The organism is Pseudomonas sp. LBUM1652 (assembly GCF_059716105.1).
The window spans coordinates 2490670-2508165 of record NZ_CP166804.1; the positions used below are offsets into that span (position 1 = coordinate 2490670).

16 protein-coding genes are annotated in these 17496 nt (G+C 58.3%); 7 read left to right on the forward strand and 9 right to left on the reverse strand.

The genetic code is table 11. The features are described 5' to 3' along the window. Positions 1 to 3 precede the first annotated feature (3 nt). The 5 genes from ACA069_RS11375 to ACA069_RS11395 are packed head-to-tail and all read right to left on the reverse strand — an operon-like array spanning position 4 to position 4846. Positions 4 to 1026 carry a polysaccharide biosynthesis/export family protein gene (locus ACA069_RS11375; protein ID WP_497617564.1) on the reverse strand — a complete coding sequence of 341 codons (1023 nt, stop codon included), beginning with the start codon at positions 1024 to 1026 and terminating at the stop codon, positions 4 to 6. A gap of 21 nt (positions 1027 to 1047) precedes the next feature. Further along, on the reverse strand, positions 1048 to 1695 hold the full coding sequence (locus ACA069_RS11380) for a CpsD/CapB family tyrosine-protein kinase (protein WP_008084477.1): 648 nt from the start codon (positions 1693 to 1695) through the stop codon (positions 1048 to 1050). Continuing rightward, the gene (locus ACA069_RS11385; protein ID WP_497617566.1) at positions 1695 to 2441 is read right to left on the reverse strand and encodes a sugar transferase; all 747 of its coding nucleotides are present in this window, start codon (positions 2439 to 2441) and stop codon (positions 1695 to 1697) included. Before ACA069_RS11385 ends, ACA069_RS11380 begins: the two co-directional genes overlap by 1 nt. 18 nt (positions 2442 to 2459) lie before the next feature. After that, on the reverse strand, positions 2460 to 3497 hold the full coding sequence (locus tag ACA069_RS11390; protein WP_489880800.1) for an NAD-dependent epimerase: 1038 nt from the start codon (positions 3495 to 3497) through the stop codon (positions 2460 to 2462). Beyond that, positions 3494 to 4846: a UDP-glucose dehydrogenase family protein gene (locus ACA069_RS11395; RefSeq protein WP_497617568.1), complete on the reverse strand. Its 1353-nt coding sequence runs from the start codon at positions 4844 to 4846 to the stop codon at positions 3494 to 3496. The genes ACA069_RS11390 and ACA069_RS11395 overlap by 4 nt, the downstream gene beginning before the upstream one ends. Before the next feature lie 390 nt (positions 4847 to 5236). Between ACA069_RS11395 and ACA069_RS11400 the strand changes: the two genes are divergently transcribed. Beyond that, the gene (locus ACA069_RS11400; protein WP_497617570.1) at positions 5237 to 6934 is read left to right on the forward strand and encodes a sulfatase-like hydrolase/transferase; all 1698 of its coding nucleotides are present in this window, start codon (positions 5237 to 5239) and stop codon (positions 6932 to 6934) included. 16 nt (positions 6935 to 6950) lie between these two features. Here ACA069_RS11400 and ACA069_RS11405 read toward each other — a convergent pair whose 3' ends face one another. Beyond that, positions 6951 to 7892, reverse strand: a complete 942-nt coding sequence (locus tag ACA069_RS11405) for a YncE family protein (protein WP_497617571.1) — start codon at positions 7890 to 7892, stop codon at positions 6951 to 6953. A 171-nt stretch (positions 7893 to 8063) separates the two neighbouring features. Here ACA069_RS11405 and ACA069_RS11410 point away from each other — a divergent pair, with 171 nt between their 5' ends. From ACA069_RS11410 to ACA069_RS11430, 5 genes are all read left to right on the forward strand, one after another. Then, complete coding sequence (locus tag ACA069_RS11410) at positions 8064 to 8717, forward strand: ABC transporter ATP-binding protein (protein ID WP_497617573.1); 654 nt, start codon at positions 8064 to 8066, stop codon at positions 8715 to 8717. Then, positions 8714 to 11185 carry an ABC transporter permease gene (locus ACA069_RS11415; protein ID WP_497617575.1) on the forward strand — a complete coding sequence of 824 codons (2472 nt, stop codon included), beginning with the start codon at positions 8714 to 8716 and terminating at the stop codon, positions 11183 to 11185. Before ACA069_RS11410 ends, ACA069_RS11415 begins: the two co-directional genes overlap by 4 nt. After that, positions 11175 to 12242, forward strand: coding sequence for a lipocalin-like domain-containing protein (locus tag ACA069_RS11420; RefSeq protein ID WP_497617578.1), 1068 nt, complete (start codon positions 11175 to 11177; stop codon positions 12240 to 12242). Before ACA069_RS11415 ends, ACA069_RS11420 begins: the two co-directional genes overlap by 11 nt. 115 nt (positions 12243 to 12357) lie before the next feature. Further along, a complete protein-coding gene (locus tag ACA069_RS11425) occupies positions 12358 to 12540 on the forward strand; it encodes a hypothetical protein (RefSeq protein WP_187677053.1) in 183 nt (60 codons plus the stop codon). 85 nt (positions 12541 to 12625) lie between these two features. Continuing rightward, entirely contained in the window at positions 12626 to 13210 is a 585-nt protein-coding gene (locus tag ACA069_RS11430) for a hypothetical protein (protein WP_497617579.1), read from the forward strand. A 335-nt stretch (positions 13211 to 13545) separates the two neighbouring features. Here the strand turns inward: ACA069_RS11430 and ACA069_RS11435 are convergent, their stop codons facing one another. Beyond that, a complete protein-coding gene (locus ACA069_RS11435) occupies positions 13546 to 14367 on the reverse strand; it encodes a glycosyltransferase family 2 protein (RefSeq protein ID WP_497618221.1) in 822 nt (273 codons plus the stop codon). Between the two features lie 166 nt (positions 14368 to 14533). Between ACA069_RS11435 and ACA069_RS11440 the strand changes: the two genes are divergently transcribed. Continuing rightward, positions 14534 to 15349: a VanW family protein gene (locus ACA069_RS11440; RefSeq protein ID WP_497617580.1), complete on the forward strand. Its 816-nt coding sequence runs from the start codon at positions 14534 to 14536 to the stop codon at positions 15347 to 15349. A gap of 42 nt (positions 15350 to 15391) precedes the next feature. Here the strand turns inward: ACA069_RS11440 and ACA069_RS11445 are convergent, their stop codons facing one another. Beyond that, positions 15392 to 15889 (reverse strand): hypothetical protein, encoded by a 498-nt coding sequence (locus tag ACA069_RS11445; protein WP_497617582.1) that lies wholly within the window; start codon positions 15887 to 15889, stop codon positions 15392 to 15394. A 192-nt stretch (positions 15890 to 16081) separates the two neighbouring features. Next, the gene (gene hglS / locus ACA069_RS11450; RefSeq protein ID WP_497617583.1) at positions 16082 to 17461 is read right to left on the reverse strand and encodes a 2-oxoadipate dioxygenase/decarboxylase HglS; all 1380 of its coding nucleotides are present in this window, start codon (positions 17459 to 17461) and stop codon (positions 16082 to 16084) included. Between the last annotated feature and the right edge of the window lie 35 nt (positions 17462 to 17496).

Below are 17496 nucleotides of genomic sequence, written 5' to 3' on the forward strand. Positions count from 1 at the left end.
GAGTTAGTTATCACTGTCTTTGTTGTCGACGCGGTAGCCGAAGCTGAAACCGACGCCCTGGAACAACACCACGTCGGCCAATTGCCGGGCGAGTTCGCCGGCGCTGGCCAGTTTGGTTTTCGGTACGAAGAGCATGTCGTCCGGTTGCAGATACGCGATCTGCGAAGCATCGCCGGAAAGGGCTTTCTCTACGTCGTAATGCACGGCCTGCACCTGATTGCCGTTGCGACGCATGATCACCACCGAGTCCAGCCGCGCCTTGACGTTGGTTCCGCGCGCCAAGGTCAGCGCTTCAAGCACCGAGACCGGCCGGCGAATCGGGTAGGAGCCTGGCTGACCGACTTCACCGAGCACGTAAATCTCGTTTCCGGCGGTGGATTTGAGCAGCACATCCACAGTCATCCGACCAGGCAGTTTTTCGTACCTCTGGTTAAGGAAGGTTTCCAGTTGATTGACGGTCATGCCTTGCAGCGGCACGGCACCGATCTCGGGGAAACTGGCGTAGCCGTCAGTGCCCACAGTGATCTCGCGGCTCATGCCGGTGGCTGGGTGATTCAGCGCGTTTTTCAGGTTTTGTTCGTTGGTCAGCGGGCTGATGATCTGCACGGTCAACTGATTGCGGTTGGGCTGGAACAGTTGTTTGCGCTGGTAGGCCCGCTGGATTTCCTCACGCGCTTGCTCGCTGGTCAGCCCGGCGATTTTCACCGAGGTGTTGGCGCCCGGCAGTTCGATGGTGCCGTCCGGCAGCACCAGTTGGTTGCCGTTGAGCTGGCTGGCGGCGGTGAAGTTCAGACCGATCTGATCACCCGACTGCACGCGATAAGCGTCCGAGCCGCTGGTGCTGATGTGGAAAATCACGTCAAGCACATCCTGTGGGCGCAGGGTCTGCTCGATCTTCGGCATGTCGGTCGCCTGGGCGTTGGCCGGGGCGGCGGTGAGGATATTCACCGGCATGGTCTGGGTTTCGGAGGTGCTTGAGCAGCCCGCGAGCGGCAGCATCAGCAGCACAAGAATCTTGGCGTTCATGGCGTCATCCTTTGCGTTCGCTTACAGGTTTTTGTAAAGCCATTTAGGCATGTAGTACTTGCGCCGGTTGAACACGCTACCGACCACTTTTGCCCCGGCCTGAGTCAGGCGTTGCACGGCGGCCTGGGCGACTTCCCAGCGGGTGTCTTCGGCGCGAACGACAAACACCACGCCATCCACCTGAGTACTGATGACCAGCGTGTCGGCGGCGGAGTACACCGCGTCGCCATCGATCACCACGAAGCGGTACTGGCTGCCCAACTGGTCGAGCAACGGACTCAAACGCTCGGCGGTCAGGTGTTCCATGGTGCGGATCGGCCGGCCATTGGGCAGTACGTGAAATGGCAGGCTCGACACCTGCACCACGCAGTCCTGCAACAGTGGTGGGTTATCCGGATTGAACAGCAAGTCGCGCAGACCGCGCTCTTTGCTCAGGTTCAACTGCTGGGTGAGATTGCTCGCCGACTGGCTGGCGTCGACCAGCAGCACTTGGCCGCTGCTCATTTGCGCCAGTTGACTGGCCAGCGCCAAAGCGCTGGTGGTGGTGCCGGCACCGGGGTTGGCGGCGGTCAGGAACAGGATCCGCAGATCAAGATCCAGCACGGTCGACGTCAGGTTCGATTCGCTGGGGTTGGCAATGCTCAGGCTTTTGTTGGTTGAACCGTCCATTAGCTTGCTCCGTGGCCGCTGAATACTTTGAAGGGGGTTTTCAACAGGATCTTCAGATCAAGCAAAAGGCTTTGCTCGGCGATGTAGCTGAGGTCCAACTCAACGCGCTGGTCGAAGTCGATGTTGCTGCGTCCGGAGATCTGCCAAAGGCCGGTCATGCCGGGGTAGATAGCCAGACGTGCGAGGTGGTTGTCCTTGTAGCGGTAAGCGTTGAACGAGGTCGGGCGGGGGCCGACCAGACGCATGTCACCGGTCACCACGTTGATCAGGTTGGGCAGTTCGTCGAGGCTGGTGCGCCGTAAAAAACTGCCGATGCCGGTGATGCGTGGGTCCTTGTCGATTTTGAAGTCGATGGCGTCGACCCCGTGCTTGTTGAGGTGACGCAGCGACTCTTTCAGCTCTTCGGCGTTGGCGACCATGGTGCGAAATTTGTACATGCCGAACTTGCGACCGCGGTAGCCGGTGCGTTTCTGCACGAACATCACCGGCCCTTGGCTGGTGAATTTGATGATCAGTGCCAGGCCAATCAACAGCGGCGAAATCAACAGCAGAATCGTCAGTGCGCCGAAGCAGGCCACCACCCGATTGGTACGCGACAGTTGCCATGGACGACCGCCGTCGCGCCCCGTGAACCAGCCGCGGCCCTGGCGATGAATCGCCGCATCGAGGCGCATTCGGTGCTCGGGGTCGACGCGCTTGTCACGACGCATCTCTTGGATCGACACACCTTTTTCATGTCCAGTCATGGAGTCCTCCACATAAATTCAGCCGCGAGCGGCACGTGGGCGATAGGCAGTGGGGTAGTAGTCGCGAAACCAGGCGATGAACCGCTCCAGTCCTTCATCCAGCTCTATTTGGGGCTGGAACCCGGTGGCCTGGGCCAGATCGCTGGCCTCGGCGCAGGTGTTGAGCACATCGCCCGGTTGCAGCGGCAGCAGCTCGACGATGGCTTTCTGGCCGAGGTGTTTTTCCATCAGGGCCAAGTAGGTTTTCAGTGCCACCGGGTGTTGCCCGCCGATGTTGAACAGCCGCCATGGCGCCATGCTGCTAGCCGGGTCGGGTTGCTCGCGATCCCACTCGGGCTGTGCCAGCGGCGGCATATCGGTGAGGCGGGCGATGCTTTCGATGATGTCGTCGATGTAGGTGAAGTCGCGCTGGTGCTCGCCGTAGTTGAACAGTTTCAGCGGCTCGCCTTGGCTGATCGCCCGGGCGAACTGGATCGGCGACATGTCCGGCCGACCCCAAGGGCCGTACACGGTGAAAAAGCGCAGGCCGGTGCAGGGAATGCCGAACAGATGGCTGTAACTGTGGGCCATCAGCTCGTTGGCTTTCTTGGTCGCGGCGTACAGCGACAGCGGATGATTGACCCCGTCCTTCACCGAGTAGGGCGTGTGCTGGTTGGCGCCATACACCGAGCTGGATGAGGCGTAGATCAAATGCTCGACCGGGTAATGCCGGCAGCTTTCAAGAATGTTCAGGAAACCGTTGAGGTTGCTGTCCAGATACGCCCGCGGATTTTCCAGTGAATAACGCACACCCGCCTGCGCGGCGAGGTGGATCACCACTTGCGGACGTTCACGGACAAACAGCGCGTCGATGGCCGACGCATCGGCCAGGTCAACCGTGGCGAGCTGGAAATCGCCGACCTGCCCGCGCACCCATTGCACGCGGTCGTGCTTGAGCTGCGGGTCGTAGTAGGCGTTGAAATTGTCCAGGCCGACCACCGAGTGCCCGTCGCGCATCAGCCGAAGGACGCAATGGGCACCAATGAAGCCAGCCGCGCCGGTGACCAGAATCTTCATGGTCGCAGCCCTTCGGGGGCGATGTGGCGCAGGCCGATGCCGCTGTAATGCAGACCCGCTGCGGCGAGATGTTCCGGGTTGTAAAGGTTGCGACCGTCGACCACCACCCGTGAGCGCAGTTTGCTGGCCAGCAGCTCGAAATCCACCACGCGAAAGTTTTTCCACTCGGTGCAGATCACCAGTGCATCGGCGTCTTCGAGGGTGTCGTCGCGGGTGGCGCACAGGTGCAAATCGTTGCGGTAGCCGTAAATGCGTCGGCATTCGGACATGGCTTCCGGATCGTAGGCCTGCACGCTGGCGCCCTCGGCCCATAACGCATCCATCAGGTAGCGGCTGGGCGCTTCACGCATGTCATCGGTGTTCGGTTTGAACGCCAGTCCCCATATGGCGATGGACTTGCCGGCCAGGCCTTGGGGGAACTGCGCTTTCAATTTGCTGAAGAGAATGTGCCGCTGCAGATCGTTGACGTCGGTGACGCTGCGCAGCAGTTTCAGCGGCATGCCGTTGTGTTCGGCGGTGTGCAGCAGGGCGCGCAAATCCTTGGGAAAGCACGAGCCACCGAAGCCGCAGCCCGGATAGATGAAGTGATAGCCGATGCGCGGGTCGGAGCCGATGCCTTTGCGCACCGCTTCGATGTCGGCCCCAAGCAGTTCGGTGAGGTTGGCCAGTTCGTTCATGAAACTGATGCGGGTGGCGAGCATCGCGTTGGCCGCGTACTTGGTCAGCTCGGCGCTGCGGTTGTCCATGAACATCAGTTTTTCGCGATTGCGGCAGAACGGTGCGTACAACTCGCTCATCTGCTCGCGGGCTTCTTCGTCGCGGGTGCCGACGATGATCCGGTCCGGGCGCATGCAGTCGGCGAGGGCGCTGCCTTCCTTGAGGAACTCGGGGTTGGACACCACGCGCACCTGCAAATCGGTCTTGCCGCGGCGCAGCAACTCGCTGTTGGCGGCGGCCAACACCTGATCCGCCGTGCCGACCGGCACCGTGGATTTGATGATCAGCGTGCGATCGGCCTCCATGTGCGAAGCGATTTGCCGAGCGACATTGAGTACGTGGCTGAGGTCGGCGGAACCGTCCTCATCGGCCGGAGTGCCGACCGCGATGAAGATCAATTCGGCATGCTCGACCGCGTCGCTGGCCTGGGTGCTGAACAGCAGGCGCCCGGCCTTAATGTTTTCTTCAAGGGTGCTGGAGAGGCCAGGTTCACTGATTGGCGGTACGGCTTGTTGCAGTTGTTTAATCTTGTTCGGGTCAATATCAACGCATAAAACCCGATGACCTACATCTGCAAGTGCGGCGGCTTGTATAAGTCCAACATAGCCCGTGCCAAATACGCTCACGTCCATCTGCGCACCCTCGATAGAGCGAAAAGAAGAAGTTCGGAAGAAGACTGTAAAAGGGGTATAGCGCAGGGTTTGAAAAGCGTGTCAGCAAAATGACATGTTGCACCTGTATAACACTTGAGCGTTTTTTGGCGATTAGCCATCAAGTCATTGCTGCGATTGGATTTGTTGATTTTTTGCAGATTTGTTCAGATTTCAAATAAGCGATGGATGGTCGTAAGCCGCTAGTCTTAAGGCTTGTAGCGTTTTTGGTGTGTCAGATTTGAGTCATCTTTTTTTTGACGCTTTCTAAAAAAAACAGTCAATTCTTGCGCTTTGATGGCCGGGTGCTAGTGTCAGGTTTTGACCGACAATCCCTTGACCCTCTGCCGTTTTGCACGACCGGTATTGCCCATGTTCAGATACGTCAAAGAACTGCTTTTAATTGTTTATTTGCTGCTTTATTCCGAATATTACATAGAGCGGTTAAATGCTATCGGCCTGGGTTTTGCTGTGCTTCTTTTTGGCGCGATGTTTTTGGCGCTTACTTTAGCGTTATATCTAACGGCCTATATACGGAACACTCTCGTTCGACATTTATTCGCATTGACGATGTTTGTTTCGGCGGTGTTTTTTGATGTCTATACCCGGGTCACGGCGGATTACCTGAACTACAGCAGCTTCGTCTCGCTGGTGTACTCCGGCGGCTTCATTCAGGAGGCGGCTTACCAGTATCGCGACGCGATCATCCACGGCGCCCTAAGTGGCTTGTTGCTGTTGTTTGGCATCGGTTTGAAACCACGGCATTCACTGAGGGTGCCGAATGCATTGCGTGTTGCGGCACCGATCTGTGGCGTGCTGTTGCTCAGTGCGGTGCTGTTTTTGCGTGCAGGCGAGGGCGCCCGTGGCTTGCCGATCATGTACACGCCGCTGGCCTATCTGAATCTTTTTGCCTATGAAGCACTGCACAACACCGTCGGCCCGCGTGAACCGGTAACGCTGGCGCGCAACGCGCAAGCGGTCGGCCATGACATCGTGCTGATCATCGACGAAAGCATTTCCGGCAATTACCTGGACATCAACGCGCCGTTCGGCGTGCACAGCAACCTCAAACAACCGCAGGCCGGCGTAGACATTTTCAATTACGGTTACGCCGCGTCCATTGCCAATTGCAGCGCCGACACCAACATCACCCTGCGTTACGGCGGCACCCGCGCCGACTACATGCGTATCAACAGCACGTTGCCGTCAATCTGGCAGTACGCAAAAAATGCCGGGCTGCGCACCGTATATATCGACGCCCAGCGCACGGCCGGCAACCTGCAGAACCTGATGAACGACGCCGAGAAAAAGGACATCGACGAGTTTGTGCAATTCGACCAGACCAGCGTGCGCGACCGCGACATGGCCGCAGCGGCGAAGCTGATCAGTCTGCTCAACGACGATAAGTCAGAGCTGATCCTGATCAACAAGGTCGGCGCGCATTTCCCGGTGCACGATAAATATCCGGATGCCTTCATGGCGTACCGTCCGACCTTGCCGCGTGGGCAGTTCACTGAAGTGGCCGACACTGGCGAGCGTAACGGTTTCAACGGTCAGCCGGATGACTGGGTGCTGTACCGCAACGCCTACAAGAACACTGTTTTATGGAATGTCGGCGAGTTCTTTTCGCGAGTGTTTGCCCAGGCCAACCTCAACAATGCGTTGCTGATCTACACCTCCGATCATGGCCAGGATCTGCATGAGCGTGGCAATCCAGGGCTCAACACGCATTGTGGAGGCGATCCGGTGGAGGAAGAGGGGTTGGTGCCGTTGGTGGTGATTTCCGGCAGCAACCTGAAGACACTGGACTGGCCCGTTCAACTGGCGGCGAACAAGGATCGCTCCAGTCACTACAACATCTTCCCGACCCTGTTGCAGTTGATGGGTTACGACCTGGCGGGGATCGAGGCGGTGTATGGCAAGCCGTTGACGGTGTCGACGGCGGATGAGTTCACCTTCAACTATCGCTTCAATGCTCGGCTGGGGGCCAAGCCTGAATGGAAGCACATTGATCTGGGCAGCATTGTGACGCCGTCGCAGGCTGCGACCAGTGTGGCGGCGGGGCAGTAGGTTTCGAGGCAAACGCTCAGTCGGTTTGCAAGGCAAACACCCAGAGCGCATCGGCTGACGAGTCGCAGACATACAGTTGCTGACGGTCGCGACTGAACATAGGGCTTTGCGGATATTCGCCGGCCGTAAACGTGTGAATACTGCGCCGCGATACGGTATCGATGATTGAGACCGTTCGTTCGCCGGCGCTGCAGCAGCAGGCGAGACGGCCGTCCGCGCTGACGACAAAGCCGTGGGGGAATTGAGGGGTCGGGATCAAGTCAATCAGTTTGCCCATGCCCAGATCGATGACCGCAGTACTGCTATCTGCGCTGCGATAGGGCACATAGGCCAACTGATTGTCGGGACTTAGAGTCACTTCCTCAAAGGAGCTGGGGAGGGTCAAAACAATCTGCGTCTCGGCATTGCGGGTGTTCAGGAACCGCAGTTCATGATGAATGTAGTCGCAGTAGTACAACCGATCGTCGGCACTCAATGCCGCGCCACTGGTGAACGGCCCGGTATCGAAGCTGGCGACGACCTTGGCGCTCGCCGTATCGATCTCATGGATATGCCCGTTTACATGGTTGTTGCTGTGCACAAACAACCGCGCGCCGTCAGCGCTGAGCGCCAAAGAATGTCCTTGGGCAGCGCCGATGGTCTGACGGATACGTTGGCGGCGGGTATCGATGGCCAGTACCAGCGGTTGATCGAGGCCGGTTATATAAGCGGTCAAACCGCTGTTGTCGATGACGATCGCCATGGGCCGGATGGGTAGCCGTATCAACGCGCTCACCCTGTGCAACTGGAGATCAATGATCGACAGGCTGCGGCCTTCGGTATTGCACACATAGGCAACCGGCAGTTTCGGGTGCAGGGCGATGGCGCCGGGTTCACGCCCCACTGTGATGACCTCGATGACCCGGGAGGTGCATTTGAGCAAAGCAGGGAGCGATTCATACACGATGGTTGTCTTCATAATGGCATTGCCTTTTGCACTCAACTGTCCCTGTTCGACGGCCTGTCTACTGGGCGAGCCTATTAGATACCCGTGCCCTGTACTGCGCTACTGTCAGAGTTGACAGGTACCGCCCCCCAAAAATACCCACGGCCGCTATCCTTGAGCCACTTGCAACTTTTGGATGACGGCATGCTTCATGTTCTGGATGTCTTTAAAAGCTATCTCACCCCCCAAGGCCCTTTGCCGGTGCTGCAAGGCGTCGACCTGACGCTCGAACCCGGCAGCAGCCTGGCGCTGATGGGCGAATCCGGCAGTGGCAAAAGCACCCTGCTGCATCTGGTGGCTGGCCTCGACAAGGTTGACAGCGGCAGCATTCGCAGCGGCGAGCATCGCCTCGAAAGCATGAACGAAGCGCAACTGGCCAACTGGCGACGCACGGAAATCGGTCTGGTGTTCCAGCAGTTCAACCTGATCGGCAGTTTGCGCGTCGAGGACAATCTGGCGTTTCAGGCGCGCCTGGCCGGGCGTCATGAACCGCGTTGGCAGGCGCATCTGGTGCAGCGTCTGGGGCTGGGCGATTTGCTCAAGCGCTATCCCGAGCAATTGTCCGGTGGCCAACAGCAACGGGTCGCACTGGGCCGGGCGCTGGCCTCGCAGCCGAAACTGCTGTTGGCCGACGAACCCACCGGCAGTCTCGATGAAGCGACCAGCGACGAAGTGCTGCGCCTGTTGCTGGAGTTGCTCGATGACACACCAACAACCTTGTTGATGGTCACCCACAGCCCCCGGTTGGCAGCGCGGTTGGCGCAGCGGGTGGTGCTCTCCAACGGGCGGCTGACGTGATCGTCTTTTGGCAAACCCTGCGCGCGCTGCTCAGCCATTGGCGGCGGCACCCGGTGCAGTTCTTCAGCGTACTGACCGGGTTGTGGCTGGCCACCAGCCTGTTGACCGGTGTCGAGGCGCTCAACAGTCAGGCCCGTGACAGCTACGCCCGCGCGAGCCAACTGATCGGCGGCGAACCGCAGGCGAGCCTGAGCACGCCGAACGACGCGACGTTCCCGCAGCAATGGTTCATCGATCTGCGCCGTCAGGGCTGGCCGGTGTCGCCCCTGTTGCAGGGCCGCTTGAACCTCAAGGATCACGACAATCAGCGTCTGCAGGTGATGGGTATTGAGCCGGTGTCACTGCCGGCCGATTCTGCGGTGGCCGGGGAGGCGATGCCGATCGAACGCATCGTCGAGTTCTTCACGCCACCGGGCAGTACGTGGATTTCCCCGGAAACCTTGCAGGCCTTGAACCTGCGCGAAGGCGCCACGCCGCAAACGATCACTGGCCAGACGTTGCCGCCGCTGCGCGCGCAAAAGGACATGGCACCCGGCGTGTTACTGGTGGATATCGGCGTCGCGCAAACCTTGCTCGAACAACCCGGACAACTGTCACGGCTGTTACTGCCGAAGGATTTCCACGGCGAGTTACCGGCCACGTTTGAAGGCCAATTGCAGCTCAAGAGCAGTGGCGAGGAAAACAATCTGGCGCGACTGACCGAGAGCTTTCATCTCAACCTTGATGCCTTGGGATTCCTCTCGTTCCTGGTCGGTTTATTCATCGTCCACGCGGCCATTGGCCTTGCTCTGGAGCAACGGCGCGGCTTGCTGCGCACGCTGCGCGCCTGTGGGGTCAGTGCGCGGATGTTGATTGGCTGTCTGGTGGTTGAGCTGGGTGTGCTGGCACTGATCGGCGGCGTGTTCGGCGTGGTCAGCGGTTATTGGCTGGCCAGCGTCTTGCTGCCGGATGTCGCCGCCAGCCTGCGCGGTTTGTACGGCGCGGAAGTGGCGGGGCAGTTGCGCTTGAGCCCCTGGTGGTGGTTCAGCGGGATTGGTTTGAGTCTGTTTGGAGCTTTGCTGGCCGGGGCCAACAGCCTGTTGCGGGCGGCGCGTTTGCCGCTGTTGGCGGTGGCCGATCCGCAAGCCTGGCACCAGCAATATGCGCGTTGGCTGCGTCGCCAGGGTTGGCTGGCCTTGGTGTTGGGCGTGATTGCGCTGGTGGCGTTGATCTGGGGCGACAGTCTGGCCAGCGGTTTTGTGTTGATGGCGGGGTTGTTGCTCGGTGCCGCGTTGGCCTTGCCTGTGTTGCTGAGTGCGATATTGAGTCCATTGCTCGGACGCAGTCGCTCAGTGCTCGGCCAGTGGTTTCTCGCCGACTGCCGGCAGCAACTTCCGGCATTGAGTCTGGCGCTGATGGCTTTGCTCCTGGCGCTCGCCGCCAATATCGGCGCCGGCAGCATGACCGCCGGTTTTCGCCAGACCTTCAACGACTGGCTCGAACAACGTCTGAGCGCCGAGCTTTACATCAACCCGACCAAACCGGCTCAGGCCCGCGAAATGTACAGCTGGCTGAAACAACAGCCGCAGGTCACGGCAATACTGCCCAACTGGCAGGTGTCGGTAACGTTGCAAGGCTGGCCGGCGGATGTGTTCGGGGTGATCGACCATGCTTATTATCGTCAGCACTGGCCGTTGCTAGACGCCAGCGGCAGTGATCCGTGGGCGCATCTGGCAACGGACGATGCGGTGATGCTCAGCGAGCAACTCGCGCGACGGCTGAAAGTGCGCGCGGGTGATCGCCTGACAATTCCCGCACCGAATGGCGCCTGGTCGCCGCGCATCGTCGGCATCTACGCCGATTACGGCAATCCCAAGGGCCATTTGCTGGTCAACATCAATCACCTGCTGCGCGGCTGGCCACAACTGACGCCAAACCGGTTCAATCTGCGCATCGACCCGCAAAACATTCCGGCATTCGTGAGTGCGTTGCAGGCGCGCTTCCAACTGGATGACAGTCGAATCGTCGATCAGGCGCGGCTCAAGGGCTGGTCGGTTCAGGTGTTCGAACGCACCTTCGCCGCCACCGCCGCGCTGAATAGCCTGACCTTGGCGGTCGCGGGCGTGGCGCTGTTCATCAGCCTGCTGACCCAAAGCCAGAGTCGTCTCGGCCAACTCGCACCACTGTGGGCGTTGGGCGTGACGCGACGTCAGTTGATGCTGCTCAACCTCGGCCAGACCTGGCTGCTGGCAGTATTGACGCTGGTGTTGGCGCTGCCATTGGGCATCGCGCTGGCGTGGTGCCTGGATGCGGTGATCAACGTGCAGGCGTTTGGCTGGCGTCTGCCGTTGCGAGTGTTTCCGTGGCAATTGGTGCAGTTGATGGGCTTGGCGTTGCTCGCGACTTTGCTGGCCTCGGCGTGGCCATTGTATTCGCTGTACCGCACGCAACCGGTGGATCTGCTGAGGACGTTTGCCCATGAGGATTAACCTCGTTGTGCTGATGCTTGTGCTGTTGCTCGCTGGCTGCGATCAGTCAGCGCCTGAGCAGAAGGGTTTTGCCGGGATGGGCGATCAGGCACAGGCATTTACTCCGGTGGTGCCGGGACGGGTGTTCAGCTTCCCGGCGGATCATGCTGCCCACGACGGGTTTCGCATCGAGTGGTGGTACGTCACCGCCAATCTCAAGGATCAGCAGGGCAATGAATTTGGCGTGCAATGGACGCTTTTTCGCAGTGCATTGAAACCAGTGCCGGAGCAAACAGGGTGGGGCAATCAAACGATCTGGCTGGGGCATGCGGCGGTGACTTCCAGCTCGGTGCATCATGCTGCCGAACGCTATGCCCGGGGTGGCGTCGGTCAGGCTGGCGTGCGTTTGGTGCCGTTCGAGGCGTGGATTGACGATTGGATGTTCGCCAGTCAGGCGCAGGATCCTTTGACTGACCTGCAACTGAGTGCGCGCGATAAATCCTTCGCCTATCAACTACACCTCACCTCCAGCCGTCCGCTGGTGCTGCAGGGTGATAAAGGATTCAGTCAGAAATCGGAGGAGGGGCAGGCGTCGTATTACTACAGCCAGCCGTTTTTCCAGGCCAGCGGCACCTTGCAGATCGACGGCCAGACCTACACCGTCAGCGGCCCGGCCTGGCTCGACCGCGAGTGGAGCAGCCAACCGCTGACCGCCAACCAGACCGGCTGGGACTGGTTCTCCCTGCATCTGGATAGTGGCGAACACATCATGCTGTACCGCATGCGCCAGAAGAACGGTGCGCCTTATCTGAACGGCACCTGGATCAACGCTGACGGCCAGACGCAAACCCTGCACAGCGAGCAGATCAAACTCACGCCGCAAGACACTGCCCAGGTCGCTGGCCGCTCGATGCCGGTGCGCTGGTCGATCAGCATCCCGGAAAAACACCTCGACATCAGCCTGTCGGCGCTCAACCCCAATGCGTGGATGAACCTGCGCATTCCCTACTGGGAAGGCCCGGTGCGCATCAACGGCAGTCATGGCGGGCAGGGCTATCTGGAAATGACCGGTTACTGAGGGAGTGCATGGATTGAGTTGAACTCCATTTGATCTCTCAACCTCTACAAAAGGACTCGCCCGCCATTAACGTCGCCCGCGAAATGGACGGCCCCGAAGCCTGAGGACTACCCCGATGAAACCGACATCCGAAAACGAGCACCCCGACGAACCCCGGCCAGCGGGGGAAACCGAGCGTGACAACGATGCATTGCGGCCCACCGATCCGAAGAAACGCGAGGAAAGCGGCAAAGGCACCGCCAGTGGCGAATCCACCGCGCAAGAAACCGCCGCACCACACACCAAGGTCAAGCCCTGAACAGCGTCTATGCTCAGTGACACATCTGACGCTTGGGACGAGTCCGGCGCCGGGTGCTGCCACTCACTACAGGGAAAGTACGCTTATGAAGCTCCATGCACTGGCCAAGTCGATCACCCTTGCAACCCTTCTGTCCGCCACCAGCCTTGGCGCGATTGCCGCCGAGATACCCCTGTCCGCCACCATCGAGGCAGATCAGGTCACCACCAAAGTGGTGTCCGTTGATGCAGCCAATCATCAGGTCGTGCTGGAAGGCGCTGAGGGTCGTCAGGTTCACGTTCAGCTCAGCGACAAAGCGAAAAACCTCGCCAATCTGAAGGTCGGTGATCTGGTCAAGGTCGAAGTTCAGCGATCCGTCGCGGCCTACCTCGACACCGATGTGGATAAAGGTCTGCCTGGCACCGTCGAACGGTCCGGCGAAGTGCGTAACGCTCCCGGCAGCGATAATCCCGGCGGAGAGGCTTATCGCCAGATTCAGGTGCAGTTGGAAATCACCAAAATTGATTTGAAGAAAAATCAGGTAACCCTGAAAAACCCGGCGGGCCAGTCGAAAACCCTCGACGTGAAATCGCCTGAAAACCAAGCCAAGCTGAAAGATCTGAAAGTCGGACAGAGCGTTTTTGTCACTTACACCGATATCTTAAAAGTGACCAGTCAACACGAAAGTTGAGTATTAACTCTACAGGGTGACTGCTCTTGTACAGTTTATGTATGAGAGTAGTCATACTATTAGTTGAGTTTGCTTTTCTTGAAAGTTTCCCGAAAGCAATCGCCGATAAATATCTATTAACTTATTCGTACATAAATTTCATGTACGTCGATGACGACATAACCGCCAACTTCTATTAAAATCCCTCCCGTTCGCCCAGTGTCAGGGCTCTTTACCGGTGCATGGATTGCCAGGCCATTACACTGGGCGAACACCTCCTCGGGAGCAGATGTATACAATTTCAGTTAACAAAAATGGCGACTTTAAAGTCGCCCTTTTTGTTGCTCTGAATATTTTCATGCATGCGTCGCAGTTTTGGTTCGCTGTCCCTGAAAGCGCTTGATCGTTGCCTGATACATTTTCGTCCGACGGTGATTTTCCCCGTAGGTGCCAGCCGCAGCGACCGTTCCTGCCTGGATGTGATCGAGATAGCGGAAAATCTTGCGTGGCGACAGGAACCTGATGCCATAGCCCAGACCCTCCATCCGATCCTGCAATGTATAACCCGGCACTCGATCATCCATGCAAAAGTGCAGGCCCAGCGACTTCATCAATCGAGCATTCCACAAGGTGCAGAAACTTTTCAGATGAGTTTCTTTATAAGGTCTCGGCGGTTTGGATTTCAAACCCAAACGGACTTTTAACTGGCGAACATAATGCTTGCAAAAGCGCGAAGTTAAGCGCCAGGTATCCCGCACAACCCCCCGATTGATTTGCTCGACACAACCGACTGCCGCCATATCCGCACTTTTCGTGCATTCGCGCATCATCATCGCAAACACTTCTTTGTCGTAGACAAAGGTGTCGGTGTGCAGCAAGAAAAGGTAATCGGTTTCAACTTTTTCCAGCGCCAGATCCAGTGCCTTGCCATGGGCAATATGGCCGGCTTCTTTGCACGGCGAAGGCCGCTCAATCAGATTGATCCAATCAAGCGAACGCAAGTAATCCAGACTTTCATCTGCCGAATCGTTGTCCACCACCCACACCGGAATTCGCTGTTCAACGACGTGCTGGTGCAATAACTCCAGGCACATCCTGGTGATGTCCGGGGTTTTGTAATTGACCAAAACGAGACTGAAGTTCGGCTGTGGCTGGGTTGGCAGATCAAACGCACTCATAACAGAAAGACTCATCCGCGATTCAATGGCGACAGGGTTCATGAGCCGGGAGGGTAGCGAGGCAACCTTAGGCGAAGCTTAATTTCCAGAATCGCGCGGCAGACACGCTAAACTGCGCGCCCCTTTACGGTTCAAGGAAGAAACGGCGAGCGCCGTTGTGTCACGGATGAAAAAACCACTCTCCCTCTACCATCCAGCCCTGTACTGGCTGCGCGTATGGCAAAAAAGACTGTTCCGCCAAATCGCCTGGCACTGCTCCGGCAAACGCTACGCACGACCTGTTGAATTGGCCGAGCGGCTTCCATTTCGCTACCTCAAACACACCTCAAAACTCATCCGCAAACTCGGCGACTCCGACCTCGCCCTGCAACACAACAAAGTCATCAACCTGAAGCTCGCCGTCGCCGCCATCGACGGCGTCGTCATTGCACCTGGCGAACACTTCTCCTTCTGCCGCCTCGTCGGCCGTCCGACTCTGAAGCGCGGCTACGTTGAAGGCATGGAACTGTCTTTCGGCGAAGCACGAACCGGGGTGGGTGGCGGGATATGCCAACTGAGCAACCTCATTCACTGGATGGCCATTCACTCGCCACTGGTAGTGGTCGAACGCTCCAATCACAGCTTTGATCCGTTTCCGGATGAGGGCCGAGTGCTACCGTTTGGCTCTGGGGCGGCAATTTTTTACAACTACGTTGATCTGGTGCTGCATAACCCGACGGATCGCAGTTTTCAGTTGAAGTTGAAGGTGGGCGAGACGCAGTTGGAGGGTGAGTTGTTGTGTGACCAGGTGCGGGCGTATCGGTATCACGTGTTTCAGGAAGGGCATCGGTTTGTGCGGGATGGGGGGAGGGTGTATCGGGAGAATGAGATTTGGCGGGAGGTCAGGGAGAAGGGGCAGGTGGGGGAGTTGGTGGTGCGGGAGCGGCTCTATTGCAATTGTGTGGTGGTCAAATATGCGGTGCCGGAGGAGTTGATCGGATAGCGCGCGGATACTATTTGAAGATACTGCGCGCGCGTGATGTGATCAGTTTCTGAAATACAACTCGTCCAACTGGCGTCTGCGTATCGACAGATACTCATCCCATACTCTGGGGAAGTCCTCATCGCGGGTCAGTGGGAAGGTCAGATAAATGTGCCTTCCAACAACACTGATGTATTGCCGCGCACGTTTGAAGGCTGGCTGTTCATAAAGGGCAATACTCTCGTCGTAGGCGTCATGGTAGTGACGGATGCTTACGCGGTGAGGGGCGATCATGCATCGCGCAAAATCGATCACCCAGCAGCTATCAACGCCTGTACTCAAGTAGCCATATACGCCATCGCTTGATAGAAGGATGCACGAATTGGCCTGGGTGCCGTCCTCATCGTTTACCAGAATGATCTGGTCTGCGAAATATTGGATGCTCCTGTTGTCCGGCCCCTGGAGAAACAAGCCCCAGCCTTCCACCCCCATGCGGAACTCACCCTTGTTTTCAAAGGTGGCGGTCCAGCCGTTTGCAAGCTTGATCTGATGTTTATTCATGGGTTACCTGGTCAGCTAAAGCGTCTCGAACTCGATAGGGCAGCCATTGCTTTTTAGTCTTTATAGTTCTTTGTCAAACGAGTGTTTCCGCGATTGCGGTCGATGAAAACGGCCCTGGTAGCCATAGTCTTCGAGGTCGGGACCATTGGAGCACGCCAATCATCGAAACCTGAAGTACCGGATACTGATCTATCAGCGCGAAAGTAGCGCCAGGCACTCTTCAATCGACCGCCGCTGCGTCTGCGCATACAACCCCAACTCATCAATCGTCGGACGTCCCAGCGCCTGTTCAAATGCCTGCCGATTGGAATGCTCGCCATAGTGAGCCTGCGCCATATCCCCAAGGTTGGACTGAAAAATCCCCGCCGCACTGACCGGCAGGAAATCTTCGTACACCAACGGCTCCGCTTTCACATAGCCGTCACGTAACAAGTCTTCCAGCGAGGCCTCATTGAGACTACCCGCCGCCAAGCCCTTTTCCGTGGCGAAATAGCGAAAGTAGGCCAGACCCTGTTCGCGCATGCCTTCGATGCTGTCAGGAAATTCGCCAAAGTGCTGAGTCATCAGCGTGTTGTAGCGTGCGGCATTGGCTTCGTTGGGGAAATCACCCAGCTCATCCCGCGCCGCATTCAACAGGCGGTCATACAACGCCCGGCCCTTGGGTGTCAGCGCCGCGCCACGTTGTTCGATTTCGCCGAAACGCGCGCTGTGACTGCCACGAGTTTCGCTTTGGTCGGTGAAGGCGATCGGCTCATCCAAGGCCTTGAAGCTGGTCTGGCGCAACAGGATCGGGCATTGCCGGCGCGGTGGACCTTCGATCACGGCTTTTGGCGTGATGCCATGAGCCGGCATCTGCTCCTGAACGACGTCGATGTCGAGAGTGCGCGGTGTCAGGTGATTGATGTGCGGGCCTTTGAACGCCACCACATCCGCGATCAGACGGTGCTGGGCGCTCAACGTCTGGTACTGCGCCTCGGTGACGGTTGCGCTGTGATGCCAACGAAAGGTTTCCAGCGCTTGTAGGACGAATTCCTGTGCTTCGGCTTCGTTGAGTCCGCCAGCGGTCTCAGCCTGCGCGATCAAACGCAATGCCGCCGCCGTGAAGATCGAACGCTTGCCCAGCACCGATTCGGCAAAGGCGCGAAGTTCAGGATCTTCAATCAACTCCAGCCGCAACAACGAGGTAAACACTCGAAACGGACTGACTTGCAGCGCCTCTTCATGCACCGCGCGAAACGCCGTGGAATGCACCGGCACACCCGCCGGCGTCAGGTCGTAATAACCCACCGGTTGCATGCCCATCACCGCGAACAGGCGGGCGAGGGTGGCCAGTTCCGTCGCGGTGCCCACACGGATCGCGCCATGACGCTCCATGTCCAGCCGTTCGATTTCGCCGGTACTGTTGAGTTGTCGTGCGATGTCTGGCTGACGTGAAAGCACGTCGCGGTTGGTCTGCTCCACCAGTTCCATTAGCGCGCCGTACAGCGGGACTTCTTCGCGGTACATGTCGGACATCGCTTTGGAGAAGCGTTGGCGGATCAGGTCGGGGCTGACGAAAGGCTGCACGGTCATGAAAAAAATTCCTGCCACGGTCACGAAATGGATGG

Excerpts from the sequence above, each read along its gene's own strand:
- ACA069_RS11375 (WP_497617564.1), bottom strand. The coding sequence starts at position 1,026 with ATGAACGCCAAGATTCTTGTGCTGCTGATGCTGCCGCTCGCGGGCTGC.
- ACA069_RS11380 (WP_008084477.1), bottom strand. The coding sequence starts at position 1,695 with ATGGACGGTTCAACCAACAAAAGCCTGAGCATTGCCAACCCCAGCGAA.
- ACA069_RS11385 (WP_497617566.1), bottom strand. The coding sequence starts at position 2,441 with ATGACTGGACATGAAAAAGGTGTGTCGATCCAAGAGATGCGTCGTGAC.
- ACA069_RS11390 (WP_489880800.1), bottom strand. The coding sequence starts at position 3,497 with ATGAAGATTCTGGTCACCGGCGCGGCTGGCTTCATTGGTGCCCATTGC.
- ACA069_RS11395 (WP_497617568.1), bottom strand. The coding sequence starts at position 4,846 with ATGGACGTGAGCGTATTTGGCACGGGCTATGTTGGACTTATACAAGCC.
- ACA069_RS11400 (WP_497617570.1), top strand. The coding sequence starts at position 5,237 with ATGTTCAGATACGTCAAAGAACTGCTTTTAATTGTTTATTTGCTGCTT.
- ACA069_RS11405 (WP_497617571.1), bottom strand. The coding sequence starts at position 7,892 with ATGAAGACAACCATCGTGTATGAATCGCTCCCTGCTTTGCTCAAATGC.
- ACA069_RS11410 (WP_497617573.1), top strand. The coding sequence starts at position 8,064 with ATGCTTCATGTTCTGGATGTCTTTAAAAGCTATCTCACCCCCCAAGGC.
- ACA069_RS11420 (WP_497617578.1), top strand. The coding sequence starts at position 11,175 with ATGAGGATTAACCTCGTTGTGCTGATGCTTGTGCTGTTGCTCGCTGGC.
- ACA069_RS11425 (WP_187677053.1), top strand. The coding sequence starts at position 12,358 with ATGAAACCGACATCCGAAAACGAGCACCCCGACGAACCCCGGCCAGCG.
- ACA069_RS11430 (WP_497617579.1), top strand. The coding sequence starts at position 12,626 with ATGAAGCTCCATGCACTGGCCAAGTCGATCACCCTTGCAACCCTTCTG.
- ACA069_RS11435 (WP_497618221.1), bottom strand. The coding sequence starts at position 14,367 with ATGAGTGCGTTTGATCTGCCAACCCAGCCACAGCCGAACTTCAGTCTC.
- ACA069_RS11440 (WP_497617580.1), top strand. The coding sequence starts at position 14,534 with ATGAAAAAACCACTCTCCCTCTACCATCCAGCCCTGTACTGGCTGCGC.
- ACA069_RS11445 (WP_497617582.1), bottom strand. The coding sequence starts at position 15,889 with ATGAATAAACATCAGATCAAGCTTGCAAACGGCTGGACCGCCACCTTT.
- hglS (WP_497617583.1), bottom strand. The coding sequence starts at position 17,461 with ATGACCGTGCAGCCTTTCGTCAGCCCCGACCTGATCCGCCAACGCTTC.